Source organism: Qipengyuania xiapuensis (assembly GCF_019711395.1).
GTDB classification, from domain to species: domain Bacteria; phylum Pseudomonadota; class Alphaproteobacteria; order Sphingomonadales; family Sphingomonadaceae; genus Qipengyuania; species Qipengyuania xiapuensis.
The window spans coordinates 525,301-542,077 of sequence record NZ_JAIGNL010000002.1 but is presented as its reverse complement, the minus strand read 5'-3'; the positions used below and the strand labels follow the sequence as shown (position 1 = coordinate 542,077).

Sequence of the window (16,777 nt, the reverse complement as noted above, 5' to 3'; positions counted from 1 at the left end):
TCCATGAAACTGTTTACCGCCCACCCGAATTCGGTCGGTGAGAGCTATTGGGAGCACATGGCTACGGCGGGCGGTTTCGGGTTGAGCCTGATCACGGCAGGATTCGCTTGCCTCATCCACGGCATCTTCCCCTTCTGGTGCAAGACCACCGGCAGCCGGGCGGTGCGCTCGCTGGCGGATCGGATGATCCACGCACGCACCCGCTTCGACGGCAATGCGCCCAAGGGCCAGCAGATCGACTGGTGTATCTAGGGTTCGATTGAACCCTACTTGGGCGGCATGCGTATCGCGCCGTCGAGGCGGAACTGGTGTCCGTTGATGTAGCTGTTGCGGGCAATCTCGCAGATCAGCGACGCGAATTCTTCCGGCTCGCCGAGGCGTTTGGGGAACGGTACGCTGGCATTGAGCTGGTCCCACATCTGCGGATTGCGATCCTTCATCCCGAGCATGAGCGGCGTCGCGAAAATGCCCGGCATCACCGAGTTCACGCGGATGCCGAGGTCCATCAGGTCGCGCGCCATCGGTAGCACGAGGCCGTTCACACCCGCCTTGCAGCTGCCGTAGATCACCTGCCCGATCTGGCCGTCCTGCGCCGCGACGCTGGCAGTCAGCGTGATGCAGCCACGCTCGCCATCCTCGTTCAGCGGCTCGCTGTTGGCCATGCCGAGCGCCGAGTGGCTGGCGATGCGATAGGAGGATACGAGGATACCTTCAGCGCCGAAGGCATAGTCCTCTGTCGGAAGGCGTTTGTAACCGCCTTTTTCCTTGTCCCAGCCCAGCGTCTTGCCACGTCGGCTCGTCATGGCGCAGTGGACGGTCACGCGCTCCTGCCCGTGGGCATCGCGTGCGCGGTCGAAGCCTTCGACGACCGATGTCTCGTCGGTGATGTCGACTCGCGCGAAAATGCCGCCGATCGCTTCTGCGTGCGCCTTGCCGCCTTCCTCGTCGATGTCGAAGATCGTCACCTTGAGGCCAAGGTCCGCCAGGGCCTTCGCGCTTGCCTTGCCAAGGCCGCTTGCGCCGCCGGTTACCACTGCGGCCATACCCTCGGTCAGTTGCATTCGACTCTCTCCCACTGTCTTTTGCCTGTCGCACTGCTATCGCATGCAGCACACGGTCGCCAATGGAGAGATTGATGAAAGCCGACATGCACCGCCGCCAGTTCCTGTCCGCAACCGCCAGCGCCTTTGCCGCGCTGTCCCTGAGCGGCTGCATGACACGAGGCCCGGCGCTTGCGAATTTCGACGGCTACGGCCCGCTGGTTCCCGACCCCGAGGGGCTGCTCGACCTGCCCGAGGGCTTTTCCTACCGGCTCCTCTCCAGCCTCGGCGATGCAATGAGCGACGGCGGCACCGTCCCCGACAAGGCGGACGGCATGGGCTGCATCCCGCTTCCCACCGGCGAGCTTGCGCTGGTGCGCAACCACGAACTGATCCCGACCGACGGCTCGGGCGGCGACATTGCGGAAGGCTTCGACCGGATTGCAGGCGAAAAGGTGCTTCCCGGCGGCACGACCACGCTGGTCCTCGATGCCACGACGCTCGAGAAGAAGCGCGAGTACCGCTCGCTTGCCGGCACGATCCGCAACTGTTCGGGCGGTATCACGCCCTGGGGCAGCTGGCTGACCTGCGAGGAAGCGGTCACCGGCGCCGAATCGATCGCACCCGACAAGCTTGGCGAATCCCACGGCTGGGTGTTCGAAGTGCCCGCCGATGCCGAAAAGCTCGTCAATCCCGCGCCGCTCAAGGCCATGGGCCGCTTCAACCACGAAGCTGCTTGCGTCGATCCGGAAACGGGCATCGTCTACCTGACGGAAGATCGCCCGGATTCGGTCCTCTACCGCTTCATCCCGAACGTCGCGGGCGAGCTTGCGAGGGGCGGCACGCTGCAGGCCATGCGCATCGCCGGCCTTGCCGATACGCGTAACTGGGAGGCGCCCTCCATGCCGGTGCGCGAGCGCCTGGCCGTCGAGTGGTTCACGATGGACAATGTCGAGGCTCCCGAAGACGATCTGCGCACGCGCGCAGCGGCACAGGGCGCGGCCATCATCGCACGCGGCGAAGGCATCCACATGGGCGATGGCGAACTATACATCTGTTCGACCAGTGGCGGGGCCAAGAAGCTCGGCCAGATCTTCCGCCTCATTCCGGGCCGCGGAACGCGCACGGACGAGATCGAGCTGTTCTTCGAAAGCGAAAGCGAGGAGCAGTTCAACTACGGTGACAACCTGACCGTCGGGCCGAACGGCCACCTCATCGTGTGCGAGGACCAGTATACGGACGTCGTCGACAACCGGCTGATCCTGCTTACCGCTAACGGTGAGCCGCATGTCTTCGGCAGGCTCCGGCTCCAGACCGAGCTTGCGGGCGGCTGTTTCTCGCCCGACGGCAAGTGGTTCTTCGTCAATGCCTATGCGCCGACCCGCACGGTGGCCATCACCGGTCCGTGGGCAGTATGACGCTATTGCGAATTGATCGCAATAAACGAACAAGTCTGCGCAATTAATCGATAAGGGCGATCACAGCGCTCGAAACCCTTCGCGAAACCCTTGCCCGGCCGATCCGTTGGTTGGGTGAAGGTATTCAAGAAGGAAAAATGTCATGGCCGAACTCGGCAACAACGCAAAATCCGGTCTCGTCACTGCACTGAACGGTGCGCTGGCAGACACGATGGCCCTCTATTTCAAGACCAAGAACTTCCACTGGCACGTGGCAGGCCCGCGCTTTCGCGACCTCCACCTCCTGTTCGACGAACAGGCCGCCCAGCTGATCGCGACGGTCGACGATATCGGCGAGCGCGTGCGCAAGAACGACGAGTACACGCTCACCTCGATCGGTACGATCCAGTCGGAAACGCAGATCAAGGACCAGGACGACGTCACGCTGACCGCCGACGCGATGGTCGCCGAACTGCGCGACGACAACAAGAAGCTCCATGACCGTCTGGGGACGGTGAAGGAGGAGGCCGAAAACGTGGGCGACAACGCCACCAGCGGCATCGTCGACGACTGGATCGATCAGGCCGAAGAGCGCATCTGGTTCCTCAACCAGACCAGCAAGTAAGTGAGCCAAGCGGCACACGCATAGCAATTCACGACCCGCCGGGGCTCTTCAGCCGCGGCGGGTTTCGTGTAACTGGAGCGGATATGGCAGAAGCAACGATCATCGAGAATGCGGGCAATGGCGATATCGCCGAATGGCTCGCCGCGCGGCTGGGCGAAGCGCTGGAGAGTACCGAGGGTCCGGTGACCATCACCGTACCGGGCGGTTCGACGCCCTTTCCCATCATCGAGGAACTGCTGACCCGCGATCTCGATTTCTCGCGGCTGGTGGTCTGGCCGGGCGACGACCGGATCGTGCCCGAAGACCACGAGGCCTCGAACACCGGCAAGCTGCGCGCCCTGTTCGAACCGGCGGGCGCGGAGGTCGTCACGCTCACGATCATGGAGCAAGTCCCGCATTTCCACCTCGCCTGGCTGGGCATGGGCGCCGACGGGCATATCGCATCGCTTTTCCCCAACACCGATCCCAAGGTGGACGAGGAGCGCAGCATCCTGCGCCTCACGCCCGATCCGCTGCCGCCCGAGGCGCCTTTCGACCGGATCAGCCTGACGATTCCCGCGCTGCTCGACAGTGACCAGATCGCCTTCGTGATCCGCGGTCACGACAAGCGCACGGTTTTCGACGAGGCGCTGGCGGGGCAGAACGATTTGCCGGTTGCCCGGCTGCTGGCAGGCGCTAAACAGCCTGTCACATGCTTCACCTGATCCCCGCTCCGCTTCACCGTTTCGCCCTGAAAATAGGGTATAAATTGCAGCAGCGCCTGCGCCGCACGACGGGCAGGACGCGCGACGGTGTGAGCGTGATCGCGAAAGATCTGGGCGGCCAGATTCTCGTGATCCGGCACAGCTACGGACCGCAGGCCTGGTACTTCCCCGGTGGGGGTGTTCGCTCGGGCGAAAGTCCCGAGGATGCGGCGCGGCGCGAGCTGTTCGAGGAGACGGGCTGCGAGATCGAAGGTCTCAAACTGGTCGGCCTCGTCGAGGAAACGCTCTCGGGCGCGACGGCAAAGGGGCACCTCTTCGAAGGCGTGGTGCACGACATGCCCGAGGCGGACGGCCGCGAGGTCGTCGAAGCACGTTTCTTCCCGACCCACTCGCTGCCAGAGCCGCTGGCCGACAGCACGCGGCTGCGCCTCAAGATGTGGCAGGACCGGAAGAGCTAGAGCAGGCTCAGCTGCGCGTCGGGGCGCTTGGGCTCTTCTTCTCCGTCGCGTTCCAGTTTCGACAGCGTCAGGCCCATCAGCCGGATCGGCATGGGCAAAGGCAGCACCTCTTCCAGCAGGGCGCGCGACAGCTGCGCGAACTCGTCCTTGTCCTCGATCGCGCGCTCGACGGTCTTGGCTCGGCTGAAAATCTGGAAGTCTGTGTATTTCATCTTGAGCGTCACCGTGCGCCCCTTCGCCTCGGCGCGCTCGATGTAGCCCCAGACGATGTCGATGATGTCCTCGAGCGTCTCGCGTAGCTCACTGCCCGAGGACAGGTCGCGGCTGAAAGTCCGCTCGCCGCCGACCGACTTGCGGATGCGGCTCGAGCGCACTGGCCTCAGGTCGATCCCGCGCGCCGCGCGGTAGAGGTAGTCGGCAAAGCTGCCGAAATGCGCGCGCAGCCACTCGATGTCCTTGGCTGCGAGATCCGCGCCCGTCTCGATGCCGAGCTTCGCCATCTTCTCCGCGCCCTTGGGACCGACGCCGTGGAATCGCCTGACGGGCAGCGACTGGACGAATTCCGCTCCCTGGCCGGGCCGGATCACGCAAAGTCCGTCCGGCTTGTTCTGGTCGCTGGCGAGCTTGGCGAGAAACTTGTTGTAACTCACCCCGGCGCTGGCCGTCAGCTTCGTCTTGGCCTTGATCTCCTGCCGGATGAGCTCGGCAATACGCGTCGCCGAACCGATGCCGAGCTTGTCCTCGGTCACGTCGAGATAGGCCTCGTCGAGGCTCAATGGCTCGACGAGATCGGTGTGGTGGCGGAAGATCGCGCGGATCTGCTGGCTAACCTCGCGATAGACGTCGAAGCGGCTCTTGCAGAATATGAGGTCGGGGCATTTGCGCTTGGCGGTGACGCTCGGCATCGCGCTGCGCACACCGAACTTGCGGGCCTCGTAGCTCGCCGCCGCGACCACGCCGCGCCCGCTCGATCCGCCGACGGCGACCGGCTTTCCGCGCAGTTCTGGATTGTCGCGCTGTTCGACGCTGGCGAAGAAGGCGTCCATGTCGACATGGATGATCTTGCGCAGGCCGTCGGCCTCGCCTTCGCCATCATCGCTGTCGTCCACAAGGCTCATGCCTCCAGAGATAGGGCAGGGCGGCCCGGCGCGAAACCACCCGGAGGTACAAAAAGGGCTGGCCAAGCGCCGCGGCCTCGCGCAAGGCGCAACGCCCATGACCCGCACCAAGCCCTTTGGCAGCGCTGCGCTCGGCGAGCGTGAGCTCATCTGGATGATGGCGCTGCTGATGGCGTGCCAGGCGTTCAGCATCGACGCCATGCTGCCCGCGCTCGACGAAATGGGCCGCGCGCTGGGGGCAACGGGCAACGACCGCCAGTTCGTGATCGGCATCTACCTGCTCGCGGCCGGTGTCGGCGCGCTGTGGCCCGGAGCAATGGCGGACCGCTTCGGGCGTCGCCCCATCCTGTTCGTGTGCCTTGCGATCTACATCGGCCTCTCGCTCGCCTGCGCGATGGTCGAGGATTACAAGACGCTTCTCATCCTGCGTTTCGCCCAGGGGTTCGGTTCTGCGGGCATCGCCGCGCTGCCGCCCGCGATCATCCGCGACCGCGTGGGCGGCGACCGCATGGCCCGCCTGATGAGCCTCATATTCGTGATCTTCCTGCTCGTGCCCGCCATTGCGCCGAGCATCGGGCAGGCGATCCTTATCTTCGGCGACTGGCGCCTGATCTTCGTCGCCATGGCCGCACTCGGCGTGGTGATGACGCTGTGGATCTGGGCGCGCCTCCCCGAAAGCCTTCACGAGGACATGCGCCAGCCGATCCTGCCGCGCACGATCTTCTGGAACATGGTGAGCGCGGTCACGCTGCGCGAGACCATCGGCTACACGCTCGGCAGCGCGCTGGTGTTCGGCGGCCTGTTCGGCTTCATCAACTCATCGCAGCAGCTCATCGGCGAAGCATTCGGGGCGGGTGACATGTTCCCGCTAATCTTCGCTTTCTGTGCGGGCTCGATGGCGCTCGCCAACTGGTCGAACAGCCGCATCGTCGAACGCTTCGGAGCGCGCCGCGTGAGCCACACCGCGCTCTTCGTCTTTATCGCGGTCGCCGCCGCGCAGCTCTACTTCGCCTCGCAGCCGGACGAGAGCCTATGGACATTCGTGCCGCTGATGGCGCTCAACATGAGCCTGCTCGGCTTCGTCGGTGCGAATTTCGGCTCGATCGCGATGCAGCCCTTCCTGGCCATCGCGGGCGCGGCCTCGAGCGCGCAGACCTTCCTGCGCATGACCACCGGATCGGTGCTCGGCGCCTATATCGGCTATGCCTATGACGGGACCGCACGCCCGCTGGCCGCGGCGCTGCTTGTGACGGCCGTCATCAGCCTGGCCTTCGTGCTGTTCTCCGAACGCGGCGAGCTGTTCGGCGAGAAGATGCCCGACGAGGCCTAGGCCTCGCTTTCGAGCTTGCGCCACGCGAGCTGCGCGAATTCGCACAGCAGCGGGCGCGTATCGCGCGGGTCGATGATGTCCTCGACATTGAAGCGCTCGGCGCTGCGGAAGGGCGAGGTGACCTTGTCCAGCCGCTCGCGAATTGCGGCGAGTTCGGCTTCCGGGTCCTCGGCAGCCTCGAGCTCCGACTTGTAAGCCACTTCGAGCCCGCCAGCGATGGGCAGGCTGCCCCAGTCGCCCGAAGGCCAGCAATAGCGGTACTGGAAGGTCTCGGCATTGCTCATTGCGCTGCCGGCAATGCCATAGGCGCGGCGCAGCACGATCGAGGCGAGCGGGACGCTGGCCTTGTAGACCGCGTTCATCGCCTGCACGCCGTAGCGGATCGTGCCGGCCATCTCTGCTTCGCGCCCGATCATGAAGCCGGGGTTGTCGACGAGGTGGACGATGGGCAGGCGGAACTGGTCGGCGAGCTTTACGAAGCGTTCGACCTTTTCGGACGTTTTCGCTTCCCAGCTTCCGCCGAGATAGGAGGGGTCGCTGGCGAGTACCATGACCGGCCAACCGTCGAGACGGGCGAGGGCGGTGATGCAGGCGCGGCCCCACATGCGGCCGATCTCGAACACCGTGCCCTGGTCGAACACCATCTCCATGCAGCGGCGCATCGAATAGACCTGCTTTTCCTCGCGCGGGACGAGATCGAGCAGCGCCTCCTCGCGGCGGTGGACCGGATCGGTGCAAAGCGAGCGGCGCGCAAGCTGGCCGACGTGCTCGGGCATGAAGGATAGGAAGTGGCGAGCACGGGCAAAGGCCTCGGCCTCGCTCGAGACCTCGTCGTCTACCACGCCGTTGCGCGTGTGGATCTCCGAGCCGCCGAGGTCTTCCTTGGCCTGCTGGTGGTCGGTGGAACCCTTGTAGCTTTCGCCAAGGCCATCGACCACGGCAGGACCGGCCGCAAATATCTGGCTGAGACCCTTCACCATGACCGAATAGTGGCTGGCGACCGTCCGCGCCGCGCCAAGCCCGGCGGTGGGGCCGAGCGCGAGGGCCACGACCGGCACCGTGTCGAGGTTCTTCACCACGTCCGACCATCCGGGAACTGCGGGAATATATGTCGCGCCGATCTGTTCGAGTGTCTTGACGCTGCCGCCGCCACCCGTGCCGTCGATCATGCGGATGAGCGGCATTTTCAGCTCATGCGCCATCTTTTCCGCCTGCACCATCTTGCGGGAAATCCCCGCATCGGCTGCGCCGCCGCGAATGGTGAAATCGTCCGCCGTGGCCACCACGGGGCGACCGTTTATCAGTGCCTTGCCGAAGAGGAAGGGAGCGGGAAGGACGCCTTCGAGATTGCCGTCCTCGTCATACTGGCCCTTGCCGGCGATCTTGCCGATCTCGCGGAACGAGCCGTCGTCGACCAGTTCGGCAAGACGCGCGCGGGCATCCATCTTGCCGCGTCCGTGCTGGCGCGCGAGCTTTTCCGGCCCGCCCATCTGTTCGGCCATTGCCTCGCGGCGGCGCAATTCCTCGAGTTCGTTTTCCCAGCTCATTCGTGCCCTCACTCCTCGGGAAGGCACGCTTGCAAGCAACTGGCGGAAAGGGAAGCCCTATTCTTCTTTGGGCTCGACAACCGCCAGCACGGCCTCGACCTGAACCTGCGCGCCCTGGCTTGCGGAAAGCTCGGTCACCGTCCCGTCGAAGGGCGCGGTGAGCGCGTGTTCCATCTTCATCGCCTCGAGCACCATGAGCCGCTGTCCGGCGGTGACCGTGTCGCCCTCGGTCACATCGACCGCGATGACCTTGCCCGGCATCGGGGCGAGGATCGCACCGTCGCCTGCCGCACCTGCACCGGTGCCGCGCGACTGGCGTTCGAATACGAAGCTCTGCCCGTCGGCGAAGACCACTGCGCGCTCGGGATCGACGAACCCGGTTGCGAGGCTGTCGACATGCGAACGTGCTGCGCTGACCGTGCGCGTTTCGCCTTTGTGCGTGAGCGTCGCGTTGAGCTTGCCGGGCGCGTTGAGGCGCAGGCCGATCGGCAGGTCTTCGTGCTCTTCGGTCTCGGCAAGCGCGATGAAGTCGGCAGCGGTCTGCCAGATATCGTCATCCGCCTCGTCCGAAGCGACGAGCGTGTCGAGCTTCGCCTCGATGAAGCCCGTGTCGAGATTGGCGTCCTCGAAATCCTCGTCGCGCAGGCAAGCGGCGATGAAGGCGGCATTGGTCTTCACCGGCCAGATCTCGACGCTCTCGGCGATATCGGCGAGCTGGTCGATAGCCTCGGCGCGGGTCTCGCCCCAGACGACGAGCTTGGCGACCATGGGATCGTAGAAGGGCGAGATCATGTCGCCTTCCTCGACGCCGGTCTCGATCCGCCCTTCGACGCCGAGGTCGAAATGTTCGAGCCGTCCCGTCGAGGGCAGGAAGCCGCCGGTGGGGTCTTCGGCATAGAGGCGCGCCTCGATCGAGTGACCGTCGATGAAGAGCTCGTCCTGCTTCATCGGGATGGGTTCACCACTCGCCACGAGCAGCTGCCATTCGACGAGATCGACGCCGGTAATCTCCTCGGTCACCGGGTGTTCGACCTGAAGCCGCGTGTTCATCTCCATGAAGAAGATGCGGTCGGCGCGCAGGCCTTCGCTCGCGTCGGCGATGAACTCGATCGTGCCTGCGCCCTCGTAATCCACGGCCTTGGCGGCGCGCACGGCGGCGGCGCAGATTTCCTCGCGCGTCGCTTCGTCCATGCCGGGGGCGGGGGCTTCCTCGATCACCTTCTGGTGGCGGCGCTGGAGCGAACAGTCGCGTTCGAACAGGTGGACGACATTGCCGTGGCTGTCGCCGAAGACCTGCACCTCGATATGGCGCGGAGAGGTGATCCATTTTTCGAGGAGCACTTCGTCGTTGGAGAAGCTGGCCTTGGCCTCGCGCCGGCAGCTTTCGAGGCTCGCCTCGAAGTCTTCGGCCTTGTCGACCTTGCGCATCCCCTTGCCGCCGCCGCCTGCAACGGCCTTGATCAGCACGGGGTAGCCGATGGCGTCGGCTTCCTTCTTGAGGCGCTCGACCGACTGGTCCTCACCCTCGTAACCGGGGGTGACGGGCACGCCGGCATCGCGCATCAGCTTCTTGGCGGCGTCCTTGAGGCCCATGGCATCGATGCTCGACGGCTTGGGGCCGACCCAGATCAGCCCTGCATCGATCACGGCCTGCGCAAAACCCGCGTTCTCTGACAGGAAGCCGTAACCCGGGTGGATCGCCTCGGCGCCCGTCTGCTTGGCTGCGGCGATGATCTTCTCGCCCACGAGATAGCTCTCGGCAGCGGGCGAAGGACCGATATGAACCGCTTCATCGGCCGTGCGGACATGGAGCGCCTTGTCATCGGCATCGGAATAGACCGCCACTGTGGCGATACCCATCTCGCGCGCGGTGCGGATGATGCGGCAGGCAATTTCGCCGCGATTGGCGATGAGGAGCTTAGTTATCATCGTTCGCGACCCAATCCGCGCCAACTGCGGCGCATTGCGATGGGGGGACCATCGAAAAACTGACGTTGCCGACCTTCCACGATCCGTCCCCGTCCTTCACCATGCTCATCGAATTGATGCCGCAATGGCTGACCGTGTCGCCAACATGAAAGCTGTAGGGTCCCCAGACCTGCGCCATGTCGCCGTCCACCAGCACTTTTTCATAGACCATGGTTTCATCAAGGCCTGCGGGCGAGCTGAGCCAGTTTTCGAGGTGGTTGGCTGTCGTACGCAGCTGGACCTGCCAATTGCCCTCTTCCATCCGGTTGTGGATGTAGATCAGCCCGTCCGGATGCATCGTCCCGGCGAGCGCGGTCTTGTCGTCGCTGCGTAAGGCGTCGAAAAAGGCATCGACCCCGGCAGTAACGGCGCGCTGTTCGTCGCTGAGACTGTCACTGGTGTCGTTTGCGTGGGCGGGGGCGGCAACCAGCGCCGCGGCCAATAGGATGTGTCCTCTCATGCTGGGGGTCGCTACGCCAGAGGCGCGCGCGCTTCAAGCTACCAACCAGCAACAGGGCGGAAATCGTGGCGTGACCAGATGATCGGTTCATCCGGGCCTGCCGGCCGGTTCCAGATCGCCTGGAATAATGCGGTGGTCATGTGCCAGGCTTTTTCCGGTCCGCTGACCCGGGTGCGACTGTCCCATGCGAGCTGCCCGCGATCGAGCACCTTGCGACCGATCGCTCCGTAAATGTTGGCCGCCGAGAGCACGGCCCAGCGGTGGCGGAAGCGCAGGCGGCTTGCGCCCAGGCGCGCGGCGGCCTCGTGCTTCTCCATCAGCGCGATCATGCGCGGCATCAGGCTGGCGAGGACGAAGCGGTGTTCGGGCTTGGCGTGCTCGCCCGGCGCAAGGCCGACTTCGGCGAGCCATTCGGCGGGAAGGTAGACGCGGTTTGCCGCAGCATCCTCCACGATATCTCGCGAGATATTGGCGATCTGGAACGCGAGGCCGAGATCGTTTGCCCGGTCGAGCGTATCGCCGTCGTCGGGATGTACGCCCATGATATGCGCCATCATGATCCCGACGGCGCCCGCGACGTGATAGCAATAGCGCAGCATGTCGCGCTCGTTCTTGGGACTGAAACCGGTCGCATCGAGCGCGAAACCGCCGATCACGTCCTTGGCCATGTCGTAGGTCAGTCCGCACTCGTCGGCGACGAGGCCGAAGGCGTCGAAAGCGAAATCGGCCGTCGGCTGTTCGTCGAGCGCGCGCTTGGTAAGGACGCGGATCGCCTGGATGCGGTCCTCGGCCTCTTTCTGCGTGCCCTGGTCGCCCAGCGGGCCGCCTTTTTCCTGGTTATCGGCAATATCGTCGCAGCGGCGACACCATGCGTACAGCAGCCATGCGCGCTCGCGCGTCGTGCGGTCGAACAGCTTCGATGCAGCCGCAAAGCTGTGCGAACCGATCTCGATCGAATCATGAGCCTTCTGGACCAACGCCGCACGCTCGCGCCCGCCACCCGCACGCGCCGGGGTGGGCCTCAGGTTCTGCGTGGTGAGTGGGCGAGGCTTGTTCAGAGGTCGGAGGCCTTCATCTTGAAGATCGGTGTATGCGGCTGGTAGCTTTCCATTTTCTCCAGCAACGCACTTAACGTCTCTTCGGCGATGATGATCCCCTGGTGAACCGGACGCACGAAGCCGACTTCGGCCATCTTGCGATTGAAGGCGATCAGTTCGTCATAGAAGCCGAAGGCATTGAGCAGTCCGACAGGGTTGTCGTGATAGCCGAGCTGCGCCCAGCTGACCGCTTCCCACAGCTCGTCCATCGTGCCGACGCCGCCGGGGATGGTCACGAACCCGTCGGACAGGTCGGTGAACTTCTGCTTGCGCTCGTGCATGCCCGAAACCGTATGCAGTTCGGTGCAGTCGTGGTTGGCGACTTCGCTGCTGGCAAGCGCTTCGGGGATGATGCCGATCACCTCGCCGCCCGCATCGAGCGCGCCCGATGCGACCGCGCCCATCAGGCCGAGCCTGCCGCCACCATAGACGACGCCGATGCCGCGCTCCGCCAGCCCTGCGCCGACGTCACGTGCGAGTTCGAGATAACGCGGGTCTTCGGGCGATGCCGATCCGCAATAGACTGCAAGACGCTTCATTCACTCACCAGATCTTCAACCATCAGTCCGGCAGTCGCCTTTGCGCTGCCGACGACGCCGGGAATGCCGGCGCCAGGGTGTGTCCCAGCACCCACGAGGTAGAAATTGTCAAGCACATCGTCGCGGTTGTGCCCGCGGAACCAGGCGCTCTGGGTCAGCACCGGCTCGAGGCTGAAGGCGCTGCCCTTGTAGGCGTTGAGGTCCATCGCGAAGTCGCGCGGGGCGTAGTGGAACTTGGTCCGGATGCGGTCGTGAAGGCCCGGGATCAGGCGCCGCTCGAGCTCGTCGAGGATGCGCTTTTCGAGGATCGGGCCCATTTCCTGCCAGTCGACCGCCAGCTTGCCCATGTGGGCGACGGGCACGAGGGCGTAGAAGGTGCTCATGCCTTCCGGCGCCACGCTCGGATCGGTCACGCTCGGGTGGTGCAGGTAGATCGAGAAATCCTGCGGCAGCACGCCGTGGTCGTAAATGTCCTCGAGCAGTCCCTTGTAGCGCGGACCGAACAGGATCATGTGGTGCGGGATGCCCGGCCAGGTGCCCTCGATGCCGAAATGGACGACGAAGAGGCTGGGCGAGAAGGTCTTTCGGCTCAATGACTTGGCGTAGCTCTGGCCGCGCTTGGTGCCTGCCAGCAGGTCCTTGTAGCTGTGCATGATGTCGGCATTGCTGGCGACCGCGTCGAAGCGCTGCTTGAAGCCGGAATGCGTCTCTACCTCGCTGACCTTGCTGCCCAGCGTGTGGACCCGCGTGACCGGATCGTGGAGACGCACGGTGCCGCCGATGCGCTCGAAATGCGTGACCATGGCCGCGATCAGGCGGTTGGTGCCGCCCTTCGCCCACCAGACGCCGCCGTCCTTCTCCAGCTTGTGGATCAGCGCATAGATGCTGCTGGTCTTCATCGGGTTGCCGCCGACGAGCAGCGTGTGGAACGAGAGCGCCTCGCGCAGCTTCTCGTTTTCGACATAGCTCGAGACCATCGAATAGACGCTGCGCCAGGCCTGCTTCCGGGCCAGTGCCGGGGCGGCCTTCAGCATCGACTTGAAGTCGAGGAACGGTTTGTGGCCGAGCTTGACGTAGCCTTCTTCGTAAACGCCTTCGGAATATTCGAGGAAACGCTGGTAGCCCGCAACGTCGGCCGGGTTCAGCTCGGCGATCTCGCGGAAGAGCTGCTCTTCATCGTTCGAATAGTCGAAATTCGTGCCGTCGGGCCAGTTGAGCCGGTAGAACGGCATGACCGGCATGATCTCGATATCCTCGGCCATCTCGTGGCCGGTCAGCGCCCATAGCTCGCGCAGGCAGTCGGGATCGGTGATGACCGTCGGTCCGGCGTCGAAGGTGTGGCCGTCCTTTTCCCAGTAATAGGCGCGCCCACCCGGCTTTGCGCGGGCCTCGATCACAGTCGTCTCGATGCCTGCCGACTGCAGGCGGATGGCGAGTGCGAGCCCGCCGAAACCCGATCCGATCACGCAGGCGGTCCTGCCGGTGGGCGCGGGAATGAAGGGTCCGTCGCTTTCGGCAGTAGCGACAGGCGGAGACGTCGGTTCGGCGTTCATGAAATTACCCTTGGACGAGTGGTGCGCCCTTGCCAAGCAAGGCCTTGACGGCGCGTGTGACAGGTACGGGAGGCTTGCCTGTCAGGATGCGCATTTTGTCGAGGCGGGACGATCTGGCGGCGTAAAAGCGTTCGATGAGTGGTTCCGGTAGACAATAGAAGCGCTCGAACACGCGATATCGTTCCTCGGGAATCGCGGCCTGGAAAAGCATTTTCCCAAGCATCCGGTAGTAGGCGGTACGGCGCCAGTGCTCGTGCGCGCGCGCCTCCACGAAAGCAGGGAGGCCGGACAGGTCACGTGCTGCAGCATCGGCAATGGCGAGTGCATTTTCTACCGCGATGGGCATGGTGTAGCTGGTCAGGGGATGGACGAAACCGCCCCTTGCGCCCGCCAGCGCCACGCCCGGTGTCTCCAGCGATGCGCGATAGGCGGCAAAATCGCCCCCGGTGATAACGGGCAGGACGCCGGTCTCTTCGTGCACCAGCTCGGCCTGCCAGCCCTTTTCCTTCGCATAGGCCGCGATCCGGTCGCGCAGCAGCGGGGCATCGAGGGCAGGGCTGTCGGCGTAATAGGTGTCCTCGACGAAGATCTCGTCGGGGCCGAGCGGCAGGAGGTAGACGAAGCGGTAGGCGCCGGGCTGCTCGACCGTGGCGTCCATGATGACCGGGCGCTCGATCCCGTGCGGCGAGGAGGTACGCAGGTGCTGGCCGAGGAAGACCTGCCAGCCGCCGGTGAGATGCTCGCTCGGGCCGGCGTCGCGGCAGTCGATCACGACCCTGGCGGCGATCCTCTCGCCATTTTCGAGCGTGATGCCGGCCTCGTCGATCCCCATGACGCGGCTGCCCGTGCGGATGGCTTCCTGTGGCAGCTCACGGCGAAGTCCGGCATCGAAATCGCGGCTGTCGAGCGACCGGTAGTCGCTATTCAAACGCCTCCTATGCGCAGGAAAGCGGACCTCGTTGCCGCCGGGCCACTGCGCCTTGTCGAACCCATCGAGCAGCGCTGTGCCGTCGGCGTCGAGATCGCCTTCGAACCAGCTCCAGCGGTGATTGCCACCAAAGCTTTCGCCTGCCTCGAACAAGCCGAATGACAGTTCGGACGCCTTGCGCCTGAGGGCGATCGCGAGGAGCCCTCCTGCAAGGCCGCCGCCGACGATCGCGACATCGAGACCGGTCGAAGTCACCTATGCGCCCGGACTGTCCGGTCGGGCCTTAATTGCAGGCCTCGATGTGCGAATTCATTGCGTCCTGCATCGCCGCCTGCATGCGCGTCTCGTAGGCCGAGAGGCGGTCGGAATTGAGCAGTTCGAACTTGCGCTGCTGGATCAGCGGGTTGAGCCGCTGGAAGGCGGGCAGGAACTTGCTGCCCATGGCCAGGCGGCCGAATTCCTCGATCTCGGCGCGCGTCAGCGTGCGCAGCACCTTGGAAGTGGTCGCCCGCTGATCACGGTCGAAGGCGGTGCGGTCGACCTCGCCGCCCTTGTTCTCGACGGCGCTTTCCATCGTGTTCTGGAGGTTCTGGTTCTGCCCTGCGGCAATGATCACCTTCTGGCCGAGCGGCGTGCCATATAGCGCGGCACCCTCGCGTGCTTGCTCCTCGGTCAGGTATTCGGTCACGAGGTCGAGCATGAGGCTGCGGATCGCGTTGGCTTCGGCCCAGTGATACTCGCGCATCTCGTCTTCGCTCTTTTCGAAGATATTGTCGATCAGGCCCGGGCATTCCTTGTCCAGCAGCACGAAATCGGGGTTCTCCATGTAGAACCGGCGAAGCTCGGAAACCGTGTTAGCAAACGAGGCTTCGTGAAGCGCGTCGGGCGACATGACCGCAACGAGGTGCGCGTGAGCGGATTCCTCCGCTGCGACGATGGGCGGGGCAGTGTCCTGCGCCTGCAATGTGAAAGGGAGTGCGAGGGCAAGACCCAGGCTGGCGACCGCGGGAAGGAATGTCTTCATGGCCAAGGTTCTATTGCGGTGACTGCCGGGGCGCAATGCGAGAATTACGCCGGCTGGAACGCGCTGCGCGCCTGCACGTTGGCTTGGCAATAACGGAGGGAAATCCCGTATGATACGTCTTGTCGCCTTGCCCCTGATCGCCGGTCTGGCATTCGCAACGCCGGCTCTCGCGCAGGAGGTCGAGGAAAGCGCACCGGTGCCCGCCGGTCCGCCGGAAACGATCTTCGATGGCGACTACCTCAGCGTCGGTATCGGGGTCGCCTACAATCCGAGCTATTCGGGAAGCGACGACTACAATGTGAATGTCCTGCCGATCGTGCAGGGATCGCTCGGGGGCATCGACATCAATCCTCGTCCCGGCGGCTTGGCGCTCGATTTCATTCCCGATCCCGACGAAGGTATCGCGTTCTCGGCCGGTCCGATGATCCGGCTTCGCGCCGACCGCGACGATGTCGAGGACATTAACGACGACATCGTGGCGCGCTACGGCGAACTCGATCGCGCCGTCGAAGTCGGGGTCAGCTTGGGTGTGTCATATCCCAAGCTTCTCAATCCTTTCGACAGCCTCAGCTTCAATGTCGATGCGGCATGGGATGTCGCGGGCGCTCATGGCGGCATGGCGATCAGCCCGAGCGTGACCTACTTCACGCCGCTGAGCCGCGCGACGGCGGCCTCGCTCACCTTCAGCACCAACTTCATCGACGACGATTTCGCCGATTATTACTACACGGTTCCGACGCTCAACACGCTGGTGCCCGATCCCGACCTGTTGCCGGGATTCGATGCCGAAGGCGGGATGGAAAGCTACGGTCTGACGCTGTTCCTCGCCCACGATCTCAGCGGCGACGTGACCGATGGCGGATTGTCGCTCGTGGGGATCGGCGGCTGGTCGAAACTGACCGGCGATGCTGCCGATACGCCGTTCACCTCGATCCGTGGCGATGCGGACCAGTGGTTCGCCGCAATCGGGGTTGGCTACACGTTCTAAG

General features: G+C 64.5%; 17 protein-coding genes. 7 read left to right on the top strand and 10 right to left on the bottom strand.

What is annotated here, in order from left to right:
• The first annotated feature begins 3 nt into the window (after positions 1-3).
• Positions 4-252, top strand: coding sequence for a DUF6356 family protein (locus tag K3163_RS11835; RefSeq protein WP_221554345.1), 249 nt, complete (start codon positions 4-6; stop codon positions 250-252).
• Positions 253-266: 14 nt separating this feature from the next.
• Here the strand turns inward: K3163_RS11835 and K3163_RS11830 are convergent, their stop codons facing one another.
• Positions 267-1,061, bottom strand: coding sequence for an SDR family oxidoreductase (locus K3163_RS11830; protein ID WP_221427714.1), 795 nt, complete (start codon positions 1,059-1,061; stop codon positions 267-269).
• Between the two features lie 74 nt (positions 1,062-1,135).
• Between K3163_RS11830 and K3163_RS11825 the strand changes: the two genes are divergently transcribed.
• The 4 genes from K3163_RS11825 (at position 1,136) to K3163_RS11810 (ending at position 4,224) form a co-directional block, all read left to right on the top strand.
• Complete coding sequence (locus K3163_RS11825) at positions 1,136-2,458, top strand: alkaline phosphatase PhoX (protein WP_247712668.1); 1,323 nt, start codon at positions 1,136-1,138, stop codon at positions 2,456-2,458.
• A 142-nt stretch (positions 2,459-2,600) separates the two neighbouring features.
• A complete protein-coding gene (locus K3163_RS11820; protein ID WP_221427716.1) occupies positions 2,601-3,062 on the top strand; it encodes a Dps family protein in 462 nt (153 codons plus the stop codon).
• An 83-nt stretch (positions 3,063-3,145) separates the two neighbouring features.
• On the top strand, positions 3,146-3,766 hold the full coding sequence (locus K3163_RS11815) for a 6-phosphogluconolactonase (protein WP_221427717.1): 621 nt from the start codon (positions 3,146-3,148) through the stop codon (positions 3,764-3,766).
• A complete protein-coding gene (locus tag K3163_RS11810) occupies positions 3,754-4,224 on the top strand; it encodes an NUDIX domain-containing protein (RefSeq protein WP_221554343.1) in 471 nt (156 codons plus the stop codon). The genes K3163_RS11815 and K3163_RS11810 overlap by 13 nt, the downstream gene beginning before the upstream one ends.
• Here K3163_RS11810 and dinB read toward each other — a convergent pair.
• The gene (dinB, locus tag K3163_RS11805; RefSeq protein ID WP_221554342.1) at positions 4,221-5,342 is read right to left on the bottom strand and encodes a DNA polymerase IV; all 1,122 of its coding nucleotides are present in this window, start codon (positions 5,340-5,342) and stop codon (positions 4,221-4,223) included. The genes K3163_RS11810 and dinB overlap by 4 nt on opposite strands.
• 97 nt (positions 5,343-5,439) lie before the next feature.
• Between dinB and K3163_RS11800 the strand changes: the two genes are divergently transcribed.
• Positions 5,440-6,672, top strand: coding sequence for a multidrug effflux MFS transporter (locus K3163_RS11800; protein ID WP_221554341.1), 1,233 nt, complete (start codon positions 5,440-5,442; stop codon positions 6,670-6,672).
• Here the strand turns inward: K3163_RS11800 and K3163_RS11795 are convergent.
• From K3163_RS11795 to K3163_RS11760, 8 genes are all read right to left on the bottom strand, one after another.
• Positions 6,669-8,219: an acyl-CoA carboxylase subunit beta gene (locus tag K3163_RS11795; RefSeq protein WP_221554340.1), complete on the bottom strand. Its 1,551-nt coding sequence runs from the start codon at positions 8,217-8,219 to the stop codon at positions 6,669-6,671. The two genes, K3163_RS11800 and K3163_RS11795, sit on opposite strands and share 4 nt — an antisense overlap.
• Positions 8,220-8,276: 57 nt before the next feature.
• Positions 8,277-10,148: an acetyl/propionyl/methylcrotonyl-CoA carboxylase subunit alpha gene (locus K3163_RS11790; RefSeq protein WP_221554339.1), complete on the bottom strand. Its 1,872-nt coding sequence runs from the start codon at positions 10,146-10,148 to the stop codon at positions 8,277-8,279.
• A complete protein-coding gene (locus K3163_RS11785) occupies positions 10,138-10,647 on the bottom strand; it encodes a YybH family protein (RefSeq protein WP_221554338.1) in 510 nt (169 codons plus the stop codon). Before K3163_RS11785 ends, K3163_RS11790 begins: the two co-directional genes overlap by 11 nt.
• Before the next feature lie 38 nt (positions 10,648-10,685).
• Positions 10,686-11,624, bottom strand: coding sequence for a phytoene/squalene synthase family protein (locus K3163_RS11780; protein ID WP_247712667.1), 939 nt, complete (start codon positions 11,622-11,624; stop codon positions 10,686-10,688).
• A 77-nt stretch (positions 11,625-11,701) separates the two neighbouring features.
• Complete coding sequence (locus K3163_RS11775) at positions 11,702-12,283, bottom strand: LOG family protein (RefSeq protein WP_221427724.1); 582 nt, start codon at positions 12,281-12,283, stop codon at positions 11,702-11,704.
• Positions 12,280-13,836: a phytoene desaturase gene (locus K3163_RS11770; protein WP_247712666.1), complete on the bottom strand. Its 1,557-nt coding sequence runs from the start codon at positions 13,834-13,836 to the stop codon at positions 12,280-12,282. Before K3163_RS11770 ends, K3163_RS11775 begins: the two co-directional genes overlap by 4 nt.
• Positions 13,837-13,840: 4 nt before the next feature.
• Positions 13,841-15,019, bottom strand: a complete 1,179-nt coding sequence (gene crtY, locus K3163_RS11765) for a lycopene beta-cyclase CrtY (RefSeq protein WP_221554337.1) — start codon at positions 15,017-15,019, stop codon at positions 13,841-13,843.
• Between the two features lie 28 nt (positions 15,020-15,047).
• Complete coding sequence (locus K3163_RS11760; protein WP_221554336.1) at positions 15,048-15,788, bottom strand: DUF2059 domain-containing protein; 741 nt, start codon at positions 15,786-15,788, stop codon at positions 15,048-15,050.
• 109 nt (positions 15,789-15,897) lie between these two features.
• Between K3163_RS11760 and K3163_RS11755 the strand changes: the two genes are divergently transcribed.
• Positions 15,898-16,776 (top strand): MipA/OmpV family protein, encoded by an 879-nt coding sequence (locus tag K3163_RS11755; protein WP_221554335.1) that lies wholly within the window; start codon positions 15,898-15,900, stop codon positions 16,774-16,776.
• Position 16,777: the final 1 nt, after the last annotated feature.